This is a genomic window from Salinicola salarius (genome assembly GCF_003206135.1).
Taxonomy (GTDB): Bacteria; Pseudomonadota; Gammaproteobacteria; order Pseudomonadales; family Halomonadaceae; genus Salinicola; species Salinicola salarius.
This window is the reverse complement of record NZ_PZJT01000011.1, coordinates 134,920-155,119: the sequence shown is the minus strand read 5'-3', so window position 1 is coordinate 155,119 and position 20,200 is coordinate 134,920. Positions and strand designations below refer to the sequence as shown.

The window sequence follows — 20,200 nt, the reverse complement described above, 5'->3', positions numbered from 1 at the left end:
TACCGAGAGATCACACCTAGCCGCACGCCGTTGTCGTCGAACACCGGCGTGACGATATCGATGACGGCCGTCTTGGTCCCATCACCGTTACTGTTCGCCCCCGGATGCGGTGGCGATATGTAGAGCTCGCGAGGTTGCAACTGCATGGCTTCCTGAAAGGCTTCCGTCGCGGCGTGATTGACCACCGGAGGAACGGGTTGCAACTGGGCCGTGGTGGAAGAGAGCTGCTCACGCCCATGGGTATCGAGCAGCGTCAGGCGGGTATAACGGCCAAAGTGCGTCAGCAAGGTGTTAAACAACGCCTCCAGCTGTTCCAGCTCGCGCCGGGATTCGATGTCCTGAGCAGGCGGGGGGAGCGCACTCTGGCGGCTCGCCAGGTAATGACGCAGAAGAGGAAACTCCGCCGTCGCCAACACCTGGTTGAAGCTCTCGTTCATGTCCTGGAGCAGCACTGCATACTTGGCTTCCAGCAAGGCCTCGGCGGCCCCGCGCGTACCATCCAACCGCTCCTCCAGGTAAGCCGCGAAGAAGGGATAGAGCATCATCGTCACTACAATGACCGGGAGAAGAGCGGCCACGACCAGGCGGGCCCAGAGCGCTTTCAGCATCAACGGCGAAATCTCGTACAAGGCCAAAAGCCGGCCATATCTCCGGCAGCGCATCCGGTGCTGCCAACAGGCTGGGCAGGGTGCCAGCTGGCCCCTGCAGATGAATCCGGCGCAGTATCTATCAGAACTTTCCTGGCGTCATCAAGAACAATGGTGGTTGCAATCAACGGATTACTACCCCACGGCACAATCCAGTGATGGCATTGGCGCAGCCTGCGATGGCCGCACGCCGGAACACGCCATGAGCGGTTATGGCACACCGATCCGGGCATGATCGACGCGCAGCGAAACCGCAACATCTGACACTGATACCAGGGCGACGTGCAACGGATCAATGAAGAATCGGTATGCTGCGATACGACCTCATACGGCACTCTGCCACGATCAGTTCGAGCTATATTATCATCAGGCCATCGTGGAGGCGGTCAGCGGTCGTATTCGTGGGCTCGAAGCACTGATCCGCTGGCGCCACCCTCAGAAAGGCATGATCTCGCCGGGGAAGTTCAATCCGCTCGCCGAGAAAACCGGCCAGATCATTCCCCCTCGAGCGCTGGGTGCTACGCGTGGCCTGCCAGGACGCTGCGGGCAAACCGACACTGCCTACGGCGTCACCTTCCCTGACTTCCCCGGCTGCTACTCGGCGGCCGATGAAATGGCGGACCTGCCTCGCATGGCTCAGGAAGCTGTCGAGGTGCATTTCGAAGGGGAAGATATGGCAATCCCTGCGCCCTCAACGCCAGAAGACTGGGAAGGTCACGAGGACTTTCAGGGGGGCTACTGGATGTTGATCTGACATCGACCTGTCAAAGGTCAGCACCAAGGCGGTGCGCGTCAATATCAGCCTGCCCGAATCACTGGTGGCCAAGATCGACAGCGCGGCAAAAGCACGTCACCTCAGCCGCTCCGCCTTTCTGGCGATGGCAGCCCAGCACGAAATGAACGAATCGCGCTGATCGAAATGGTAAAGATAACGGCCCCGGTATCGCCGTGATTAAACATGGATGAGCTACGAGGCTTGATCTTGAAGACCATCTGAAAAGAAAATATCGCTCGAGATTTTCCCTATAACTGTATAAACTGCCAGCAGAATAGGAGGACACTCATGATCGAAGCCGTCGACCTCTTCTGCGGGGCAGGAGGCTTGACCGCGGGTTTGCGCGAGGCAGGCATCCGCGTTCGTGCTGGTTACGACATCGAGGGCGCATGCAAATACGCGTACGAATTCAATAACGGCGCCACGTTCGTCGAGAAGGACGTGGGCCAAGTTGGTAAGAATGAGATCGACGGCTGGTATGCCGAGGAATCCATCCGTCTACTGGCAGGCTGCGCGCCGTGCCAGCCGTTCTCGACGTACAACCAGGGCCGGGACACCACCAAGGACGAAAAGTGGCCTCTCCTCAGTGCATTCGCGCGGTTGATCAAAGAATCCCAGCCCGAACTGGTGACCATGGAAAACGTCCCGGACGTCACCAAGCACGCCGTCTATCACGAGTTCGTGGCGACACTGAAAGAGGAAGGCTATCACGTCTCTGCTGGGCGAATTGCCTGTGCCGATTACGGCTTGCCACAGCAGCGCCGCCGCCATGTCTTGCTGGCCTCCAAGCTCGGCCCCATATCGATGATCGAGCCCACTCACCTCATGCAGCCGAAGACGGTGAAACAGGCCATCGGACATCTGAAACCGATAGCATCGGGTGAATGCGACCCCGAGGATCCACTTCACAAGGCTTCGAAGCTCAACGAACGCAATATGCGACGAATCCGGGCTTCGAAACCTGGTGGCACTTGGAAAGACTGGCCAGAAGATCTGATCACCGAGTGCCATACCCGTAGCTCTGGGCAGTCGTATATTGGTGTCTACGGCCGGATGGAATGGAGAAAGCCGAGTCCAACGATGACTACGCTCTGCTATGGCTACGGCAATGGGCGATTCGGACACCCTGAGCAAGACCGAGCCATATCCCTGAGAGAAGCCGCAATCCTTCAAGGTTTCCCCGAGAATTACGAGTTCGCGCCGCAGAGCGCGGGAATCAATTTCAGGAACGTCGGTAGGATGATCGGCAACGCCGTACCGGTACGACTCGGCGAGGTCATCGGCCTGAGCTTTCAGGCGCATCTATCGCAGTATCGGGAGCAGGGGGCAACTCAAACTCCTCACGAAGCCGAGATTCCAGCTTAGCGAGATCCCGCGTCTCACACTCCCATACGATCAATACGCGCCACCCCAACGCCCGCAAGGCTGCCTCCTTGCGGGCATCCCTCTCCACATTGCGCTCGAACTTCGGCAGCCAGAAATCTTGGTTAGTCTTGGGTGTCGTCGCGTACTTGCACCCCGGATGTCGGTGCCAGTAGCAGCCGTGGACGAAAATGATGGTCTCGTGTCTCGGCAGCACGATATCCGGCGAGCCCGGTAGATCCTTGCGATGCAGCCTAAAACGCAGACCCAGACCATGAAGTAGCTGCCGAGTGGCGACTTCGGCGCCAGTGTTCTTCTGGCGGACGGCCTTCATCTTGTTAGTAGTTCGGGCTGTCACTGTCATCTGTTAACGCTAGAAGTTTGATGAGCTTTCAGCGCACAATTCATCAGCTCCCCCTAACCTTTCTTAACAGAAACTTCACCCTACCTTTAATGCTGATAAGAGTCATCCTTAACTGGTCCTTTGCTTCTCCGGTCAATAGACTCGTATGACCTACCGCATTGCGAATTGGCTTATACATCACATTGTCGCGACACAGAGGCATAGAGTTGATATTAGCACCATCCCTCTCGCGATCTTCAGAAAGAACACTTAGCGTATCCATGCCAAGATAACAAAGATCATCTTGGCTACGAGTAATACTATAGTATATATTGGCCCTCACAAGGTTCCTTCCCTCTTTTTCTTTGTAGTCAGAAGCTTCATTTGTGGCTCGCGCATTCAAAGCAATCAGTTGATCGCCAATATATTTACGCAGAAGGTTTTCAGTCAGGAAACAATCCACGTAGGCCGAAACATTATATTCAGCGTCTTTCCTGATATCGGATAACCAGTCATCTACTTTGCTTTTATTAGGCTCACCTTTATCAGGAGAAAATTCCCTTTCGGCCTCAGAAATAAAAGCTTTGGCTTTCCTGTCCCTTTTGCTCACACGATCGTCTTCGTCATCGCCTTCCTCGTTGATAGCGCGACGTAGTTCGTCCCATTCTTTCAATAACTGAGGGACCAAGTCTTCCTGGAGATAATCAAGAAGCTTTCGAAATTCTTTGTCACTTTCTAAGACGCCTTCACGACTACTAGTAAAAGGATCTTTAGTTCCACGATCCATGCTATCGTAATGAATTTGTCCATAAAGATAGCTCTCAAGAATCCGTTGAGTCGGAATGTGACGAAGAATGTTCTTTTCTCTCAGTCGACCATTCACGAAGAGGTCGACGGAAGCCCTTTCGTCAGTACCATCTATCTTGGCATCTCTAGGTTTGACGACAGTCGCTAGGAAGCCTTTGATGGGCAACTTAGAAGTCACGCCCACTGGGTCCGCTCTCAGAGCATCAAGCGTAGAAAGGTAAGGATCTTCGTAATCGTTGATGAGCCAAAGAAATTGGGTGCCTCTAGCCAGATCTTTTAAGTCATCAATACCCACCCTCCTACCATTGACATGGATATTAAAATCGTTATCTATCAATGAAAACTTGAAACTCATCGCCAATGTCTTTCGAATGAATTTCTCGGAATTCCTGATAGAACCTTTCATATCCTGGAAACAAATTATGGTTCCCTGAGAATGTCCTTCAGACAAACCTTTGATTGAGTCGGCGTCGACTCGCTCCAATTCATACTGTTGGGGTGTGAGATCATCGGTTATAGCCTGATCCAACTGACCATTATCGATGGTACCACCGACGTAATCGAACCCTTGCTTTTTCGTATAAACTGAAATTCGCTCAGCGCACGAAAGCAAAGCCAATTTTCCTATGCCTTTGGCACCAATGTAAGGTCTGTCTCTGATAGTACGGGTCTTACCATCTTTACGCTTGGAATATCCGATTTTCAGGAACTTACCCTGAAAATCATCTGCATTCATGCCTACCCCATCATCTTTGATGGAGAAAGCGTCGTTGTCGCGGTCTATATGTATCCAAACATTCTTGGCATCGGCGTCCCACGAATTCGAGATAGCCTCTCCCAAAACTGTGACGAAATTCCTATAAAGATTACGACCTAAGTGATTGAGCACACTCAAGGAGAGCTCAAACTTAAAATCTTGTTGTCCAGACGCCATTTTTTCCCTCGTACCCGGGTCTCTGCCCGTTATCGAATCATGGAGTGTCTCGTTGTAGACCCATGACTCCCCGGCATTCGTCGCTGATCAAAAAACCCTGCCCACCTTTCTCCAGCACTGCCCAATAATCTCGACGCGCCATTGGTCCTCTGGCTTGATCAGCTCCCGCTCGTAGGCCGAGTTATCGCTGATCAGTACCCACGCCCCACCGGCGACCCGCTGCACGCACTTGAGCCGTAGCTCGTCGTCCATGCGCAGCAGGAACACGCCATCCGGCGTGCGCTGGGCGCGATTGACCAGCACCTGCTCCCGGTCGCGGATCGTGTCGCCCATGGAATCGCCACGCGCGGTCACGCCTACCACCTGGGCCGAATCGACGCCCTCGGCCTCGAACAGCTTGACAGGCAGGTAGAACGTCGACTGGATCGTCTCGGCATCGAACAAGCGCCCTTTCCCGCTTCTACCTCATACATCGGCAATGGCAGCGAATCCTGAACGGGTTCAGGCAATTCGGATTGCCGGCCAATTGGACCATCCGATCCATTCACGCCGATTGCCTTGGCTACTTGCTGGCACATTGAACGAGAGCTTATCCCATGAGCGCCAAGCCGTCGAAGGCTTGCCAACGCAGGCGCGGCATTGGCAAGCTCGTCGGGGCCAGAGGCTGAGGGCGTGTTCGGGCCCGGCTTTATTGGTGGAGAAAAATGAATGGCTGACGCTTCCGGCGCCCCAAAAACCGGACGCCTCGGGGCGAACCGGAGGGTTCTCATCGCCTCCCCCGCCTCGAGGTTTATTCCGGGCATGAAAAAGCCGGCTACTTGAGCCGGCCAATTCGGAATTCGTGGCGGAGGGGGAGGGATTGCTGGCGCTTGTCGGCGCTCGAAAAGCAAAATCGCGAGCGCCTCGGTGCGAACCGGAGGGTTCTCATCGCCTCCCCCGTCTCGAGCTTTATTCCAGACATGAAAAAGCCGGCTACGGGAGCCGGCTAATTCGAAATTCGTGGCGGAGGGGGAGGGATTCGAACCCTCGAAGCCTTTCGACTTACACACTTTCCAGGCGTGCTCCTTCGACCACTCGGACACCCCTCCGCATTGTCATTCCGTTCACAATGGCTGTGCCGCTGCGTTCAGAACGGCGCACATAGTATCGAGCTAAACCTGTGATCGCAAGCCATTTTTCCTTTTCCGGCGACCTTTTACGTTATTCGTTGAGAACCCGGCCGCCGAGTCAGGACCAGCGCTCCACGTATTCGTCCGGATTGCGCGCCGGGGCGCTGGGGTAGCGCCCTCCTGCCTGGCCCAGGTAGAGGTAGCCGATCAGCTCTTCATGCTCGCCGAGGCCGAGACCACGCCACACGGTCTTGTCGTGCGCGTAGGTGCCGGTGCGCCACATGGCGCCGAGCCCCTGCGCGTAAGCGGCGTAAAGCATGGCATGGGCGGCACAGCCGGCCGAGATGATCTGCTCCACCGGCGGCACCTTGGGCAGATCCGGGGTGATCCTGGCGATCACGGCGATGATCATGGGGGCGCGCTTGGGCTTCTTGCGGGCGGCGTCGAGGCTGCCGTCGTCGATATGCGGATTGGCCTGATAATCGGACTGGGCGAAGAGTTCACCCAGCCTATCGAGCCCTTCCCCGCTGATCTCGATGAACCGGTATGGCGTCATTTCCTTGTGATCCGGCGCTCGCAGCGCCGCGCGATAGAGCGCGTCCAACTGCTCTGCGCTCGGTGCCGGGCCGGCCAGCTTGCCCATCGAGCGGCGCTCGTGCAGCAGTGTCATGGCATCCATGTGTAGCTCCTTCGACGATACCGGTAATGAGACTCAATGCCTGGTCGCCTGACTCTACGTCAAAAGCGTCATTGCCGCAGCAGCCGTGCGGGCAGTTCCGGCGCCCAACCCGGCGTGGCACGCCACGGGTTGATATCCAGCCCGCCGCGACGCACGTAGCGTGCCATCACCAGCAGCGCCTGCGGGCGGCAGCGCGCCATCAGGTCGACGAAGATGTGCTCGACGCAGTGCTCGTGAAAGTCCTGATGCTGGCGATAGGAGACGATGTATCGCAACAGGGCGGCGCGGTCGAGCCGCGGGCCACGGTAGGCGATCAGCACGCTTCCCCAATCCGGCTGGCCGGTGACCGGGCAGTTGGATTTGAGCAGGTGCGAATGCAGCGTCTCCTCGACGACATCGCCCTCGTCACAGATGAGCAACTCCGGTGACGGCGTGTAGCGGTCGATATCGACTTCGATCTCGTCGATGCACTTCCCCGGCATGGCACGGGGGGCCAGCGCGGCGTCATCGACACCAAACAGCTCCACGGTGACCGGCGCACCGGCGGCCGCGCTCAGGTCCCGCACCAGGAAGTCGATCACTGCCTCGCGGCCGGCAAACGTCGTCTGGTTGAAGCTGTTGAGGTAGAGCTTCCAGGACTTGGATTCGATCAGCCGTGGCGAGTCTGCCGGCAACCGGAAGCGTGCGACGGCCACGACCGGCTTGCCGCGCAGATCGAGCCAGGAGAGCTCGAACGCCCACCATTCGTCGCCGCCCACGAAAGGCAGCGACGATGCCTCGATGCCCAGCGGCGCACGGTTGGCCGCGCGCTCGATGGGGAACAGCAGCGAGGCGTCGTAGCGCTCGGGATAGCTGGAGACCTCGCCGAGCGGCGCGTCGATCAGGGTCTGAGGGCGATCCTGATTCATGAGCGAATCCCCTTGCCGCGATTGAGCATCCACAACGCCAGGAACCAGAACGCGACGATGAAGACGGCGATGGCTATCAGCGCGCCGCCGACGGGAATGTCGGAGATGCCGAGAATGCCATAGCGGAAGGCGTTCACCATGTAGAGGATCGGGTTGATCATCGTCACGTTCTGCCAGAATTCCGGCAGCAGGTCGATCGAGTAGAACACGCCGCCCAGATAGGTCAGCGGTGTCAGCACGAAGATCGGGATGATCGAAATGTCGTCGAACTTCTTCGCCAGCAGGGCGTTGACGAAACCGCCGATCGAGAACAGCAAGGCAGTCATGATCACCACCATCAGGGTCAGCAGCGGATGGTGAAGGTCGAGATGGGTAAAGAACAGCGACACCACCGTCACGATCAGCCCCACGCCCAGCCCGCGCGCCGCCCCGCCAATGACGAACCCGGCCAGGATGACCCAGTTGGGCATCGGCGAGACCATCATCTCTTCCACGCTGCGCTGGAACTTGTTGGAGAAGAACGACGAGGCCACGTTGGAGTAGCTGTTGGTGATCACGGACATCATGATCAGTCCGGGCACGATGTAGGACATATACGAGATGCCGTGCATCTCGCCGACACGGGAGCCGATCAGGTTGCCGAAGATGATGAAGTACATCGTCATGGTGATGGAGGGCGGCACCAGCGTCTGCGGCCAGATCCGCAGGAAACGGCGTACTTCCTTGACCACCATGGTCCAGAGAGAAATCAGCAGCTGCCGGGTATTCAAGACGCCGTCTCCTTGGCCTGTGAGGATGTTTCGGATTGAGTGTCGATACCGGTCGCGGCCTCCGGTTGCGAGGTCATCGACACGAACAGTTCTTCCAGCCGATTGGCGCGGTTACGCATCGAGAGAACGCGTACGCCCTGCTCCGTCAGTTGCTGAAAGGCGTCGTTGAGATCGGTGCCCTTCCGTACCGATAGCGCCAGCTGGTGCGAGTCGACACGCTCGATCTCGAAGCCCTTGATCAGCGGCGTCGTTTCCAGCGGCTCGGCGAGATCCATCAGGAAGGTCTCGGTATCCAGCTCGGTCAGCAGTCCGCGCATCGAGGTGTTCTTGATGATCTCGCCGCGGTTGATGATCGCGATGTTGCGACACAGGCTCTCGGCTTCTTCGAGATAGTGCGTCGTCAGGATGATCGAGGTGCCCTCTTCCTCGTTGATCCGTCGCATGTACTCCCACATGCTGCGGCGCAGTTCGATATCCACGCCAGCGGTGGGCTCGTCGAGAATCAGCAGACGGGGGCGATGGATCAGGGCGCGGGCGATCATCAGTCGGCGCTTCATGCCGCCGGAGAGCATGCGGGCGGCGCCGTTGCGCTTGTCCCACAAGCCAAGATCCTTGAGCAGGCGTTCGCAGCGCGGCTTGGCTTCCTTCATCGGCATGCCATAGTAGCCGGCCTGGGTGAGGATGATGTCCCCGACCTTCTCGAACTGGCTGAAGTTGAACTCCTGCGGCACGACGCCGAGAGCATACTTGGCCTTGGCAAAGTCCTGGTCGATATCGATGCCGAGGATCTTCACCTGCCCCGCCGTTTTCTGAACGAGCGAGCAGACGATGCCGAGCGTGGTGGATTTGCCTGCCCCGTTGGGGCCAAGCAACGCAAAAAAATCGCCCTGAGCGACATCGAGATCGATGCCTTTCAGGGCCTCAAAACCATTACCGTAGACTTTGGTCAGCCCGCGGATGGACAGTGCCGGTTCTGCCATCAGGGTTTCCTGCCATGTTTATGAAATCAAGGTTCGCAAGATCAAGCGATACAAGGTGCCAGCCAATATGGGGGCAATCCCGCCGGGTTCAATCTTTAGCAGACGAATGGATGGTTCGTTATGACAGCGCCGGAAATACCGATTGCGCCATACAGCCGCCAGCCTGATCCGAGAGAAACCGAAGAGAGTGGCGTCCCATAGGGGGTTCGAACCCCTGTTACCGCCGTGAAAGGGCGGTGTCCTGGACCACTAGACGAATGGGACGCAAAAGAAGAGATGCGATATGGAGCGGGAAAGGAGATTGACCGGGCTGGCGTTCCAGCTCACGACCCTCGCCTACCGTTCCTACGCTTGCGATATGGAGCGGGAAAGGAGATCGATCGGACCGGCGTTCCGGCTCACGACCCTCGATCACGCTTCAGATATCACAGAAACTGGAGCGGGAAAGGAGATTCGAACTCCCGACCCTCGCCTTGGCAAGGCGATGCTCTACCACTGAGCTATTCCCGCTTATCGATGTCGACACCTTCGGCGGCGACGTCATGACCTGGCGATCATGAAGTGGCGTCCCATAGGGGGTTCGAACCCCTGTTACCGCCGTGAAAGGGCGGTGTCCTGGACCACTAGACGAATGGGACGCAAAAGAAGAGATGCGATATGGAGCGGAAAGGAGATTGATGGGGCGGCCCATCCGTCGGGCTGGCGTTCCAGCTCACGACCCTCGCCTACCGTTCCTACGCTTGCGATATGGAGCGGGAAAGGAGATTCGAACTCCCGACCCTCGCCTTGGCAAGGCGATGCTCTACCACTGAGCTATTCCCGCTTATCGCTGCCGACACCTCCCGGTGACGACGCCATGATCTGACGATCATGAAGTGGCGTCCCATAGGGGGTTCGAACCCCTGTTACCGCCGTGAAAGGGCGGTGTCCTAGACCACTAGACGAATGGGACGCATATTGGAGCGGCCTAGACCGTTCCGGTACTTCAAATTTGGAGCGGAAAAGGAGATCGACCGGGCTGGCGTTCCAGCTCACGACCCAAACTGCCTATCTTGCGCTACCAAAAAATTGGAGCGGGAAAGGAGATTCGAACTCCCGACCCTCGCCTTGGCAAGGCGATGCTCTACCACTGAGCTATTCCCGCACCGTACTTCGCCTGAACCGAGTGGCGTCCCATAGGGGGTTCGAACCCCTGTTACCGCCGTGAAAGGGCGGTGTCCTGGACCACTAGACGAATGGGACGTAATGTCTCGGCTCCGTCGAAGTGGCGCGTATGTTACTGAGCCGGTTTTGAGGTGTCAAGCGATTGATTTCACCGATTTTCGCCACAACCCAATCAAGGCTGGTCAGCGGCCGACAAATGGCCTGTAATGCAGGGCAAGCAGCCGAAGCGAATAGTGCCAAAGCGATGAGGAGAGCGAACATGAGCAAGGTACAGAAGACAGAAGCCGAGTGGCGCGAGCAGCTGACTCCCGAGCAGTACCACGTCACCCGCGAAAAAGGCACCGAGCGGCCTTTCACCGGCGACTATCAGGTCGAGCCGGTCCAGGGCATCTATCATTGCATCTGCTGCGGCGCCCCGCTGTTCGAGAACGAGCACAAGTTCGAAGCACACTGCGGTTGGCCGAGCTTCGACCGCCCCTTGGCAGCGGCAGCAGTCGAGGAGCATCAGGACGACAGCCATGGCATGCGCCGGATCGAGGTGACCTGCCGGCGCTGTGATGCGCATCTTGGCCACGTTTTCCCGGATGGCCCGGCGGAAACCACCGGCCAGCGGTACTGCATCAATTCCGTGGCGATCACGTTCCACGCCGGCGAATAATCCGCGCCGTCGGTCCACGCCGAGCGGGCAGCCATTCNNGAATGGCTGCCCGCTTTTCGTTGGGCTCGCCCGACAGGCACGACGCAGTCATTGCAGGCATAAAAGTAGGCAGGAGACAGGTATGCTCGGCTGGTATCCCGGACACATGAACAAGGCGCGGCGCCAGATCACCGAGGCGCTGCCGGAAATCGACGTGGTGATCGAAGTGCTCGACGCCCGCCTGCCCTACTCCAGCGGCAACCCGATGCTGGCCGAGCTCACCGAGCACAAGCCGGTCCTCAAGATTCTTTCCCGCGCCGATCTGGCAGATCCCGAAGCCACGAAACAATGGATCGCGTTCTTCGACGCGCAGCCGGACAGCCGCGCCATTGCCGTCACCACCACCCAGGCTCGCGAGCTCAAGCAGATCCCGGCGCTTTGCCATGAACTGGCAGGCCAGGTGCGCGTCGACCGCGATGTCCGCGTGATGGTGATGGGCATACCCAACGTCGGAAAATCGACCCTGATCAACGGGCTGGCCGGTCGCAAGATCGCCAAGACCGGCAACGAGCCGGCAGTCACCAAGCGCCAGCAGAAGATTCGAATCGACGGCCGCGTCTCGCTGATCGACACGCCAGGCGTGCTGTGGCCCAAGATCGAGAACCAGGCCAGCGCCTATCGACTCGCCGCCAGCGGCGCGATTCGAGACACCGCGATCGAGTACGTCGATGTCGCCATCGTCTGCGCCGCCGAGCTGGCCAAGCGCTATCCCGAAAGCCTGCGCGAACGCTACAAGCTCAGCGAACTTCCCATTTACGTACCACCAACCAACGCCGACGCCGTGGACGCCGACGGCCCCAGGCTGGTCGATCTTCAGGCCAGGGCCGGCTTCGACGGCCACGCGATCATGAACGAGATCGCCCGCAAGCGCGGCGGACTGAAGGCCGGCGGCGTGATCAACCTGCATCGCGGTGCGGAAGTGCTGCTGCACGAGCTGCGCGACGGAAAGCTGGGCAGGCTCACCCTGGAACTGCCCGAAGACATTCCCGAGCCCATCGAGGAAACTCTCGACGAGTCCGAAGGCTGATCCCCACCCTGCAAAGGGTGAAATCCTGCCACTTCTGCCCCTTGCGCCGCGCCCGCGCGGCGTTATGCTGGAACATCGGCGACGCAGCCCGCCGAGAAGTACTGCCTGAATGCCTTCACATCGGCCATGAGGCTTCATCCAGTACTTCCCTGACCCTCTAACCTTATCCACCCGCCTGACTTTTTAGGCTGTGCAGCATACGGAAGCCCCATGAACAGCCCCATTCGGAAATCGCACAAGCTCGACAATGTCTGCTACGACATTCGCGGGCCCGTTCTCGATCATGCCAAACGGCTCGAGGACGAAGGTCATCGCATTCTCAAACTGAACATCGGCAACCCGGCGCCCTTCGGTTTCGAAGCGCCTGAAGAGATTCTTCAGGACGTGATGCGCAACCTGCCGACGGCACAGGGTTACTGCGACTCCAAGGGGCTTTACTCGGCGCGCAAGGCGATCATGCAGGAATGCCAGCGCAAGGGGATTGCCGGCGTCGGTGTCGAGGACGTGTTCATCGGCAACGGGGTTTCCGAGCTGATCGTGATGGCGATGCAGGCTCTGCTGAACGATGGCGACGAGGTGCTGATTCCCGCCCCCGACTATCCGCTGTGGACGGCTGCCGCCAATCTGTCCGGCGGTCACCCGGTTCATTACCTGTGCGACGAGGCTGCCGACTGGTCGCCAAATATCGCGGATATTCGCGACAAGATCACCGCGCGTACCCGTGCGATCGTGCTGATCAACCCCAACAACCCCACCGGCGCCGTCTATCCGCCGACCGTGGTCAAGGAGATCCTGACGATCGCCCGCCAGCATGGCCTGGTGGTGTTCTCCGACGAGATCTACGACAAGATCCTCTACGATGGCACCGAGCACGTTTCCACCGGAGCCCTGGCCGAAGACGATCAACTGGTCGTGACCATGAACGGCCTTTCCAAGAGCTACCGCTGTGCCGGTTTCCGCTCGGGCTGGATGATTCTGTCCGGCGGCCAGGGCAAGCAGAATGCCGAGGACTTCATTCAGGGGCTGAACATGCTGGCCTCGATGCGCCTGTGCGCGAACGTGCCGGCGCAGCACGCGATCCAGACCGGGCTTGGCGGCTATCAGTCGATCAACGACCTGATCCTGCCCGGCGGGCGCCTGCTGGCCCAGCGCGATGTCGTTTACGAGAAGCTCAATGCCATTCCTGGTGTCTCCTGTGTCAAGCCCAAGGGCGCGCTCTACGCCTTCCCGCGGCTCGACCCGGAGATCTACCCGATTCACGACGACGCCCAGATGGTGCTCGACCTGCTGCTGCAGGAGCGCATCCTGCTGGTGCAGGGTACGGCCTTCAACTGGCCAACGCCGGATCATGTCCGCATCGTGACCCTGCCGTGGGCAGATCAGTTGAGCGACGCCATCGACCGCTTCGCCCGCTTCCTGTCGCGCTACCGCCAATAATTCAGGGGCCGCGCATCGCTGCGCGGCCGCCCCCTCTCTCTTGAAACCTATTCGCGAAAATCGTATCTAACGGTTCATAACCGCCTGATTATCCGACGATAACGCATAACAGGCTAACTAAAGCCATCGCGCAAGGCGGTGGTAGCGCTTTCCACGACTGAGGGTAAAGACCGATGATGCGAATCATCCTGTTTCTGGCAACCAACCTGGCGGTGGTGCTCGTCGCCAGCGTCACGTTGCGATTACTGGGCGTCGAGCCCTATCTCAATGCCAACGGGCTGAACATGAACAGCCTGCTGATCTTCTGTTTCGTGTTCGGCATGGCCGGCTCGCTGGTATCGCTGTTCATCTCCAAATGGATGGCGAAGATGAGCACCAGGGCCAGGGTGATCGAGCAGCCGAGCAACTCGACCGAGCAGTGGTTGCTCGATACGGTTCGCGAACTGGCCCAGCAGGCCAATATTCAGATGCCGGAAGTCGCGATCTTTCCCGCTCAGCAATCCAATGCCTTCGCCACCGGCTGGAACAAGAACGATGCGCTGGTGGCGGTATCCCAGGGCCTGCTGGAGCGCATGCGCCCCGAGGAAATTCGCGCCGTTCTGGCGCACGAGATCGGTCACGTCGCCAATGGCGACATGGTCACGCTGGCGCTGATCCAGGGCGTGCTGAACACCTTCGTGATGTTCTTCGCGCGCGTGGTTGCCCAGGTCGTCGACAGCTTCCTGCGTAGCCGTGACAACGAGGGCGGCCTGGGCTTCATGGGCTACTTCGTGGTGGTGATCGTCGCCGAGATCGTGTTCGGGCTGGTGGCGTCGATCATCGTCGCCTGGTTCTCGCGCTTCCGTGAATATCGTGCCGACGCCGCTGGCGCCAAATATGCCGGAAGCGGCGCCATGATCAACGCATTGGCCCGTCTGAAAGCCGAAACCAACCAGCCGGACCAGATGCCGGACTCGCTGACGGCATTCGCCATCACCACCGGGCAGACACGCAAGATCATGGAGAAGCTGTTCGCCAGCCACCCGCCGCTGGACGACCGTATCCGTGCGTTGAAGGAATCCGCCTACCGGGGGTGAGCCGTGATCGAAGCCGGTTCACTTACCGGCCGCCCCATTGGCTCACGCAACGCCCCGCCTCGTGCGGGGCGTTGCGTTTCAGCCATCACGAACTCACTCGATCGTTTGGCATCCGCGCCAATCGATAATGAGAATGGTTGACACTTGGCTTCGGCGAGCGCTTAATTGGTTGATATTATCAACCGATAAGGCGCGACATGTCCGGTACGACAGTGGGTGAATCCCTGCATCAGCTCATGCATGCCTACAAGCGAGCCTTGCGCCAGGCCTATGCCGAGGCCGAGCTGCCACTCACCGTATCCCACATCCGGACGCTCAAGGCCATTCGTCGCCAGGCACCCTGCACTGCCCAGCACATCGCGCATCACACCCAGCGTGACAAGGCCCAGATTACCCGGCTGCTTCGCGACCTGCTCGATGCCGACATCATTGTCAGGACGCCACATCCGGATGACCGGCGCAGCCAGATGCTGTCGCTGACCGCCCATGGCCAAGCCGTATTGGCACGAGTCGATACCTGCGAGCGCCAGGTGCATGCGCGGTTGTCGAGCGGGATGGCACCGGCCGATCTCGAGGCATTCCTGCGGCTGTCGCGGCTGATGATTTCCAACCTGAATTGACCGGAGTCCCGATGCCCAAACCCGCCCCCAGATCTTATACCGTGCTGAACCGCCAACTGGTCACGCCCCACATGCTGCGCCTGACCTTCGGCGGTGAAGGCATGGCAGCCTTTCCTGCCGACCAGGAAAGCGCCTACATCAAGCTGGTCATCCCCACCGGCCATGAGTCGATACCGGAAACCCCGTCAAGCGTGATGCGAACCTACACCGTGCGTCACCAGCGCGACGGCGAAATCGATGTGGATATCGTGCTGCATGAAGACGGCGGCCCTGCCGCGACCTGGGCGGCAGCGGCAACGCCTGGCGACACGATCCTGATCGGCGGCCCGGGACCGGTCAAACGCCTGCCGGAAAACGCCGACTGGTATCTACTGGTTGGCGACATGACGTCGCTGCCGGCGATCGGCGCCAATCTGGGAAGACTTCCGCCGAGCGCCCAAGGCCGTGCCATCATCGAAGTGACCAGCGAAGCGGATATCCAGGAACTGGACCTGCCCGACGGCGTGCAGATCGACTGGCTGATCAACCCACATCCCGGCAGTGACAGCGATCGCCTGGTCGACGCCCTGCGCGAATTCGACTGGCGCCCGGGCACCCCGGGGATCTGGGTTGCCTGCGAGTTTTCCGCCATGCGCAAGCTGCGCCGCTATCTGATCGATGAACGCGGCGTGGGCAAGCGGGAGATGTATATTTCGAGCTACTGGAAGCTGGGTACCAGCGAAGATGGTCATCGCGTGGTCAAGCGCGAGGATGCCGACAGGGAAGAAGCCGAGAGCGCCTAGCCCGGCAAGACGCTGGCAAGAGCGGCGCTCTCGTTTCGGCTCGGCTATTTGCCGAGCTTGACGCTGAAGCCGAACCCTTCCAGAGCGTCACGAAGGCCGCCCTTGTTCTTCTTCAGCTCGACCCGCAGCGTCTGGAATTCACGCCGGGGCGGATATTCGCGGCGGTAGGCATCGAACCCTGCCGCCATGCCCAGGCGACGGCGATAGCGATCGAACGCCAGCATGTCCCGGCGCACGTCATAACAGGCCCGGGCACATAGCGACAGCGCCTCCAGCGGCGGTGTCCAGCTGTGCAGGACGATCTTGCGCAACCACGGGTCGGGCTTGAGCTGGCCGAGCTTCTTGCGCGCCGGCAAGCCGAAGTGCCGCATGGCCGCCTGATAGATCATTTCCGTGCCCAGCATCTTGCCGTCGACACTGTAGCCCGCGATGTGCGGCGTGCCGATGTCGACCAGCTCGAACAGCGCCTCGTCGATTCCCGGCTCGTGCTCCCAGACATCGAGCACCGTGCGCAGATTGGCCTGTCGCTCGAGCCGTTCACGCAGGGCGTTGCCATCGAGGCAGTCGCCGCGTCCGGCGTTGATCAGCACCGTGCCCGGCTTGAGGGCCTCGATGCGCTCGCGGTTCAGGAGATGGTGTGTGGCATGTTCGCCTTCGGCCACCAGCGGCGTGTGCAGACAGATGATGTCGGCCCGCTCGATCAGCGCATCCAGGTCCAGGAAATCGTCCCGATTCTCGGCCTCGGCGCGCGGCGGATCGCAGATCAGACATTCGACGTCCAGGTTATCGAGCCGGGTCGCCAGCCGCCCGCCGACGTTGCCGGCACCGACGATACCCACCGTCTTGCCGGAGAGCGAAAAGCCCTCCTCCTCGGAGAGCAGTAGCAGGCTGGAAAGCACGTAGTCGACCACGGATTCGGCGTTGCTGCCGGGGGCGCTGGCAAAGCCGATCCCGCGCTCGGTCAAAAGATCCGTATCGATATGGTCGGTGCCGATGGTGCAGGTGCCGACGAATCTCAGCTTGTCGGCGCCTTCCAGCAGCGCCGCATTCACCTTGGTGATCGAGCGGACGACCAGAATGTCGTGGCCCCGCAGGCTGGCCGCCGTCATCTCGCGGCCGGACTGGCGAGTGACTTCCCCCAGTTCACCAAAGAATTCTTCCGCCAGCGGAATGTTCTCATCCACCAGGATGCGCATGACTATCCTCTTGTCTCGTTCATCCCGGCGCCAGGCCGGGCCCGGCGATGCGTCGGCTTCGAGCGTGGCACGTCAAAACCGGCGTCGATTTCTGCGGGGCTTGCTTTACAATGGCGCCTGACGCCGGGTTTGCCGCGGAGTTGAAGAACCGCGATGCTCGGCGCAGCCATATTAGGCCGGCCATTCGCGATGAACAAGCGATGAGCACTAAGCAGCAGGAGTCCCCGTGATCGTCCGTTGGGAAAGTGAACATGACTATGTTCTGGTCCATCTGCACCAGGACATGTTTGGCGACTGGATCTACAGCCGTGCCTGGGGCCAGATCGGCACCCAGTACGGCGGCCTGAAACATGCCGTCGCCGACAGCTACGATCAGGCCATGATGTGGATCGATGACCTCTCCCACATCCAGACGGCCCGCGGCTACCGCAAGGTGCTCGAGGCCGACGACGACAGCCCCGAGGGGCGCCAGGCCGTAGCCCAGCTGTCGCTGCTGGACTAGGCCCTGTCCGAAGCTGCCCGCTCGCTGAGTCAGGTACGAGCCGGCCGTTCCCGAGCGGCTAGCTCGCGTGCCGGATGCGGAAACAGTGATGCAGGTTGGCGCGCCGGGTGAAGTCCGGATCGTAGGTCTGGGCGGTGATCTCCTCGACCTGGTAGGTGGACGCCACCACAGCGTCCAGGCTGAACCGCTGCTGGTTGTTCGAGAAGATCAACTCCCCCGCCGGCGCCAGACGTGCCATCGCCAGCTCGATCAGCCGCGCGTGGTCGCGCTGGATATCCAGCGTGCCCTCCATGCGCTTGGAATTCGAGAACGTCGGCGGATCCATGAAGATCAGATCGAACTCGCTGCCCGCGGCTTCCAGCCAGCGCAGGCAGTCGTCGCGCACGACCCGGTGCCGGCTCTGATCGAGCTTGTTGAGCGTGAAATTGTCTCGCGCCCACTCCAGGTAGGTATTCGACAGATCCACGCTGACGCTGTCGCTCGCCCCGCCCAGGGCGGCATGCACCGTGGCCGTAGCGGTATAGCAGAACAGGTTGAGAAAGCGTTTGCCGCCGGCGATTTCACCCAGCAGCCGTCTTACCGGGCGATGATCCAGAAACAGCCCGGTATCGAGATAGTCCTTGAGATTGACCCACAGTTTAGCGCTCCCCTCTTCGACCACGAAACGGTCGCCGCTGTCGGCATGCTTGCGGTACTGCGACTTGCCGCTCTGACGCTCGCGCTGCTTGTAGTGGATCTGCTCCGGCCGCACGTCCAGCGCGACGGGAATCGCGCTCAGCGCATCCATCAGCCGACGCTGCGCCTTGCCCGGGTCGACCGATTTCGGCGCCGCGTACTCCTGCACGTGGACCTGATGGCCGTAGACATCGATGGCCAGGGCGTACTCCGGCATGTCGGCATCGTATAGCCGGTAGCAGGATTCTCCGGATTTCTTGAGCCACTTGCCGAGACGCTTGCGATTTTTCTGCAGACGATTGGCAAACATCTGCGCGCCTTCGTTCAGCGTCGTCTCTTTCTGCGCCGATCGAGTTGGCTCGCTGTCACCTTCCGAGTCTGTCCGGCTGGCGATATCGATCAACAGCAGCTTGCAGTCGAGCGGGCCGTTCTTGAACGCATACTGCTTGTGCGCCCGCAGCCCGAGACGATGGCCCAGGTCCGGGTTGCCGGTGAATAGCGCCAGCTGCCAGCCCGGGAACTGCCGGCGCATGCGCTCGCCGAGATCGCTGTAGAGCGCGACCAGTTCCGGCAGTTCCCCCAGCCGCTCGCCATAAGGCGGATTGGTGATCACCATCCCGCTGCCTTCGGCACCGTGCTCGCGAAGCTCGGCCGGGCAGTCGAGCGCTTTCACCGAGCCGCCGGATAGCGTAATCAGCGCAGGGATGCCGGCACGCATGGCGTTGCTTCTTGCCGCCGAGATCGCCTGCGGGCTCTGGTCCAGACCGAACAGGCGCGACCTGGCCCGGCGTCGGCCGAGATCGGCTCGTGCCTGCGCCTCGCGACGCAACTCTCGCCAGGCCTCGGCATCGAAGTCGGCCAGCGCCTCGAAGGCAAAGTGCTCACGGGTCAACTGAGGCGCCACGTCCGCCGCCATCAGTGCGGCCTCGATCAACAACGTGCCGGCACCACACATCGGGTCGACCAGCGGTTCACCGCGCTTGGCCCGCGCCGGCCAGCCCGCACGCACCAACAGCGCCGCCGCCAGGTTCTCCTTGAGCGGCGCGTGGCCGGTATCGCGACGATAGCCGCGCTGGTGCAGACTCGCCCCCACCAGGTCGACCCCCACCAGCAGTTGCCCCTTGTGCAGGTGGGCATACAGCCGAACATCGGCCTCGCGCGGATCGATGCCTGGTCGTTCCCACCCGGCGTCGCGCAGCGCATCGACCACGCCATCCTTGACCACCTGAGCGCCGAATCGCGTATGTCGAATGGCTGCGGATTGGCCATGGAAGTCCACCGCTAGCGTCTGGCCGGGCTTCAGCACCTCCCCCCACGGCAAGGCCTTGACCGCGGCAACGATCACCGCCGGCTCCTCGCAGCCGGTTTCCCGGCCGAGGGTCAGGATTACCCGGTTGGCCAGGCGAGACCAGAGACAGATGCGGTAGGCCGTTTGACGGTCGGCGGACGCATGCAGGCCGGCGACCGTAGTTTTTTGTACCTTGCCCCCGAGATCGGCGATCTCCTCGGCCAGCAGGGACTCGATGCCCCACGGGCAAGTAATATAGAGGCTTAACAGTGAGTTATCGTCTTTCATGGCGGCATCATCCGACCGTTATGAAGCGGTCATATTCCCGTGAGTGCAGTGAAAAAGAGACTTTATGACGAAACGACTATCGACATCGTTTCTCATTTCGACTAAAGCTAGGAGGTGTAGCTACGAAACAACGC

The 20,200-nt window shown here is 60.1% G+C and carries 20 protein-coding genes and 8 tRNA genes; 10 read left to right on the top strand and 18 right to left on the bottom strand.

The window, feature by feature from the left end; translation table 11 throughout:
• Positions 1-608, bottom strand: a 608-nt coding sequence (locus tag DOM32_RS12240) for a PDC sensor domain-containing protein (RefSeq protein ID WP_478013359.1), incomplete at its 3' end; no start/stop codon positions are given.
• Positions 609-942: 334 nt separating this feature from the next.
• On the opposite strand from DOM32_RS12240, the gene DOM32_RS18275 reads away from it, so the two are divergent.
• The 3 genes from DOM32_RS18275 to DOM32_RS12225 all read left to right on the top strand — a co-directional run bounded on the left by DOM32_RS18275 (position 943) and on the right by DOM32_RS12225 (position 2,787).
• The gene (locus DOM32_RS18275; RefSeq protein ID WP_277354959.1) at positions 943-1,401 is read left to right on the top strand and encodes a type II toxin-antitoxin system HicB family antitoxin; all 459 of its coding nucleotides are present in this window, start codon (positions 943-945) and stop codon (positions 1,399-1,401) included.
• Between the two features lies 1 nt (position 1,402).
• Positions 1,403-1,561, top strand: a complete 159-nt coding sequence (locus tag DOM32_RS18270; RefSeq protein ID WP_338095127.1) for a type II toxin-antitoxin system HicB family antitoxin — start codon at positions 1,403-1,405, stop codon at positions 1,559-1,561.
• 149 nt (positions 1,562-1,710) lie between these two features.
• Positions 1,711-2,787, top strand: coding sequence for a DNA cytosine methyltransferase (locus tag DOM32_RS12225; protein WP_110634835.1), 1,077 nt, complete (start codon positions 1,711-1,713; stop codon positions 2,785-2,787).
• Here DOM32_RS12225 and DOM32_RS12220 read toward each other — a convergent pair.
• The 15 genes from DOM32_RS12220 to DOM32_RS12150 form a co-directional block, all read right to left on the bottom strand.
• Positions 2,699-3,148: a very short patch repair endonuclease gene (locus DOM32_RS12220; protein WP_208625379.1), complete on the bottom strand. Its 450-nt coding sequence runs from the start codon at positions 3,146-3,148 to the stop codon at positions 2,699-2,701. The two genes, DOM32_RS12225 and DOM32_RS12220, sit on opposite strands and share 89 nt — an antisense overlap.
• 43 nt (positions 3,149-3,191) lie before the next feature.
• A complete protein-coding gene (locus tag DOM32_RS12215) occupies positions 3,192-4,868 on the bottom strand; it encodes an ATP-binding protein (protein ID WP_110634830.1) in 1,677 nt (558 codons plus the stop codon).
• Positions 4,869-4,955: 87 nt separating this feature from the next.
• Positions 4,956-5,312, bottom strand: a complete 357-nt coding sequence (locus tag DOM32_RS12210) for a S24 family peptidase (protein WP_110634827.1) — start codon at positions 5,310-5,312, stop codon at positions 4,956-4,958.
• 556 nt (positions 5,313-5,868) lie between these two features.
• Positions 5,869-5,956 (bottom strand) — tRNA-Ser (locus tag DOM32_RS12205).
• Positions 5,957-6,095: 139 nt separating this feature from the next.
• A complete protein-coding gene (locus tag DOM32_RS12200; protein ID WP_071231329.1) occupies positions 6,096-6,656 on the bottom strand; it encodes a nitroreductase family protein in 561 nt (186 codons plus the stop codon).
• Positions 6,657-6,724: 68 nt separating this feature from the next.
• Positions 6,725-7,564 (bottom strand): NADPH-dependent 7-cyano-7-deazaguanine reductase QueF, encoded by an 840-nt coding sequence (queF, locus tag DOM32_RS12195; protein WP_110634824.1) that lies wholly within the window; start codon positions 7,562-7,564, stop codon positions 6,725-6,727.
• Positions 7,561-8,334, bottom strand: a complete 774-nt coding sequence (locus tag DOM32_RS12190; RefSeq protein ID WP_071231331.1) for an ABC transporter permease — start codon at positions 8,332-8,334, stop codon at positions 7,561-7,563. The genes queF and DOM32_RS12190 overlap by 4 nt, the downstream gene beginning before the upstream one ends.
• The gene (locus DOM32_RS12185) at positions 8,331-9,314 is read right to left on the bottom strand and encodes an ABC transporter ATP-binding protein (RefSeq protein WP_110634820.1); all 984 of its coding nucleotides are present in this window, start codon (positions 9,312-9,314) and stop codon (positions 8,331-8,333) included. Before DOM32_RS12185 ends, DOM32_RS12190 begins: the two co-directional genes overlap by 4 nt.
• A gap of 188 nt (positions 9,315-9,502) precedes the next feature.
• Positions 9,503-9,578, bottom strand: a tRNA-Glu gene (locus tag DOM32_RS12180).
• Positions 9,579-9,749: 171 nt separating this feature from the next.
• Positions 9,750-9,824: transfer RNA gene (locus DOM32_RS12175), tRNA-Gly, on the bottom strand.
• Between the two features lie 52 nt (positions 9,825-9,876).
• Positions 9,877-9,952: transfer RNA gene (locus DOM32_RS12170), tRNA-Glu, on the bottom strand.
• Positions 9,953-10,062: 110 nt separating this feature from the next.
• A tRNA-Gly gene (locus DOM32_RS12165) sits at positions 10,063-10,137 on the bottom strand.
• A gap of 53 nt (positions 10,138-10,190) precedes the next feature.
• A tRNA-Glu gene (locus DOM32_RS12160) sits at positions 10,191-10,266 on the bottom strand.
• A 117-nt stretch (positions 10,267-10,383) separates the two neighbouring features.
• Positions 10,384-10,458 (bottom strand) — tRNA-Gly (locus tag DOM32_RS12155).
• Positions 10,459-10,480: 22 nt separating this feature from the next.
• Positions 10,481-10,556, bottom strand: a tRNA-Glu gene (locus DOM32_RS12150).
• A 181-nt stretch (positions 10,557-10,737) separates the two neighbouring features.
• Here DOM32_RS12150 and msrB point away from each other — a divergent pair.
• From msrB to DOM32_RS12120, 6 genes are all read left to right on the top strand, one after another.
• Positions 10,738-11,136 (top strand): peptide-methionine (R)-S-oxide reductase MsrB, encoded by a 399-nt coding sequence (gene msrB / locus DOM32_RS12145; RefSeq protein ID WP_087719581.1) that lies wholly within the window; start codon positions 10,738-10,740, stop codon positions 11,134-11,136.
• A 121-nt stretch (positions 11,137-11,257) separates the two neighbouring features.
• Positions 11,258-12,202 (top strand): ribosome biogenesis GTPase YlqF, encoded by a 945-nt coding sequence (ylqF, locus tag DOM32_RS12140; RefSeq protein ID WP_110634817.1) that lies wholly within the window; start codon positions 11,258-11,260, stop codon positions 12,200-12,202.
• Positions 12,203-12,412: 210 nt separating this feature from the next.
• Positions 12,413-13,639 carry a pyridoxal phosphate-dependent aminotransferase gene (locus DOM32_RS12135; RefSeq protein WP_110634814.1) on the top strand — a complete coding sequence of 409 codons (1,227 nt, stop codon included), beginning with the start codon at positions 12,413-12,415 and terminating at the stop codon, positions 13,637-13,639.
• Positions 13,640-13,812: 173 nt separating this feature from the next.
• Positions 13,813-14,715: a protease HtpX gene (gene htpX, locus DOM32_RS12130; RefSeq protein ID WP_110634811.1), complete on the top strand. Its 903-nt coding sequence runs from the start codon at positions 13,813-13,815 to the stop codon at positions 14,713-14,715.
• 197 nt (positions 14,716-14,912) lie between these two features.
• Positions 14,913-15,335, top strand: a complete 423-nt coding sequence (locus DOM32_RS12125) for a MarR family winged helix-turn-helix transcriptional regulator (RefSeq protein ID WP_071233172.1) — start codon at positions 14,913-14,915, stop codon at positions 15,333-15,335.
• An 11-nt stretch (positions 15,336-15,346) separates the two neighbouring features.
• Entirely contained in the window at positions 15,347-16,117 is a 771-nt protein-coding gene (locus DOM32_RS12120; RefSeq protein WP_110634808.1) for a siderophore-interacting protein, read from the top strand.
• Between the two features lie 44 nt (positions 16,118-16,161).
• Here DOM32_RS12120 and pdxB read toward each other — a convergent pair whose 3' ends face one another.
• A complete protein-coding gene (gene pdxB, locus DOM32_RS12115; RefSeq protein WP_110634805.1) occupies positions 16,162-17,313 on the bottom strand; it encodes a 4-phosphoerythronate dehydrogenase PdxB in 1,152 nt (383 codons plus the stop codon).
• A gap of 226 nt (positions 17,314-17,539) precedes the next feature.
• Between pdxB and DOM32_RS12110 the strand changes: the two genes are divergently transcribed.
• Positions 17,540-17,815 carry a WGR domain-containing protein gene (locus DOM32_RS12110; RefSeq protein ID WP_071233175.1) on the top strand — a complete coding sequence of 92 codons (276 nt, stop codon included), beginning with the start codon at positions 17,540-17,542 and terminating at the stop codon, positions 17,813-17,815.
• A gap of 58 nt (positions 17,816-17,873) precedes the next feature.
• Here the strand turns inward: DOM32_RS12110 and rlmKL are convergent, their stop codons facing one another.
• Entirely contained in the window at positions 17,874-20,066 is a 2,193-nt protein-coding gene (gene rlmKL / locus DOM32_RS12105) for a bifunctional 23S rRNA (guanine(2069)-N(7))-methyltransferase RlmK/23S rRNA (guanine(2445)-N(2))-methyltransferase RlmL (RefSeq protein WP_110634802.1), read from the bottom strand.
• Positions 20,067-20,200: the final 134 nt, after the last annotated feature.

What these genes read in the sequence shown, in the direction of transcription:
- DOM32_RS18275 (WP_277354959.1), top strand. Translation starts at nt 943, where the DNA reads ATGAAGAATCGGTATGCTGCGATACGACCTCATACGGCACTCTGCCAC.
- queF (WP_110634824.1), bottom strand. Translation starts at nt 7,564, where the DNA reads ATGAATCAGGATCGCCCTCAGACCCTGATCGACGCGCCGCTCGGCGAG.
- DOM32_RS12200 (WP_071231329.1), bottom strand. Translation starts at nt 6,656, where the DNA reads ATGGATGCCATGACACTGCTGCACGAGCGCCGCTCGATGGGCAAGCTG.
- htpX (WP_110634811.1), top strand. Translation starts at nt 13,813, where the DNA reads ATGATGCGAATCATCCTGTTTCTGGCAACCAACCTGGCGGTGGTGCTC.
- DOM32_RS12225 (WP_110634835.1), top strand. Translation starts at nt 1,711, where the DNA reads ATGATCGAAGCCGTCGACCTCTTCTGCGGGGCAGGAGGCTTGACCGCG.
- DOM32_RS12125 (WP_071233172.1), top strand. Translation starts at nt 14,913, where the DNA reads ATGTCCGGTACGACAGTGGGTGAATCCCTGCATCAGCTCATGCATGCC.
- msrB (WP_087719581.1), top strand. Translation starts at nt 10,738, where the DNA reads ATGAGCAAGGTACAGAAGACAGAAGCCGAGTGGCGCGAGCAGCTGACT.
- rlmKL (WP_110634802.1), bottom strand. Translation starts at nt 20,066, where the DNA reads ATGAAAGACGATAACTCACTGTTAAGCCTCTATATTACTTGCCCGTGG.
- ylqF (WP_110634817.1), top strand. Translation starts at nt 11,258, where the DNA reads ATGCTCGGCTGGTATCCCGGACACATGAACAAGGCGCGGCGCCAGATC.
- DOM32_RS12185 (WP_110634820.1), bottom strand. Translation starts at nt 9,314, where the DNA reads ATGGCAGAACCGGCACTGTCCATCCGCGGGCTGACCAAAGTCTACGGT.
- DOM32_RS12120 (WP_110634808.1), top strand. Translation starts at nt 15,347, where the DNA reads ATGCCCAAACCCGCCCCCAGATCTTATACCGTGCTGAACCGCCAACTG.
- DOM32_RS12220 (WP_208625379.1), bottom strand. Translation starts at nt 3,148, where the DNA reads ATGACAGTGACAGCCCGAACTACTAACAAGATGAAGGCCGTCCGCCAG.
- pdxB (WP_110634805.1), bottom strand. Translation starts at nt 17,313, where the DNA reads ATGCGCATCCTGGTGGATGAGAACATTCCGCTGGCGGAAGAATTCTTT.
- DOM32_RS12135 (WP_110634814.1), top strand. Translation starts at nt 12,413, where the DNA reads ATGAACAGCCCCATTCGGAAATCGCACAAGCTCGACAATGTCTGCTAC.
- DOM32_RS12215 (WP_110634830.1), bottom strand. Translation starts at nt 4,868, where the DNA reads ATGGCGTCTGGACAACAAGATTTTAAGTTTGAGCTCTCCTTGAGTGTG.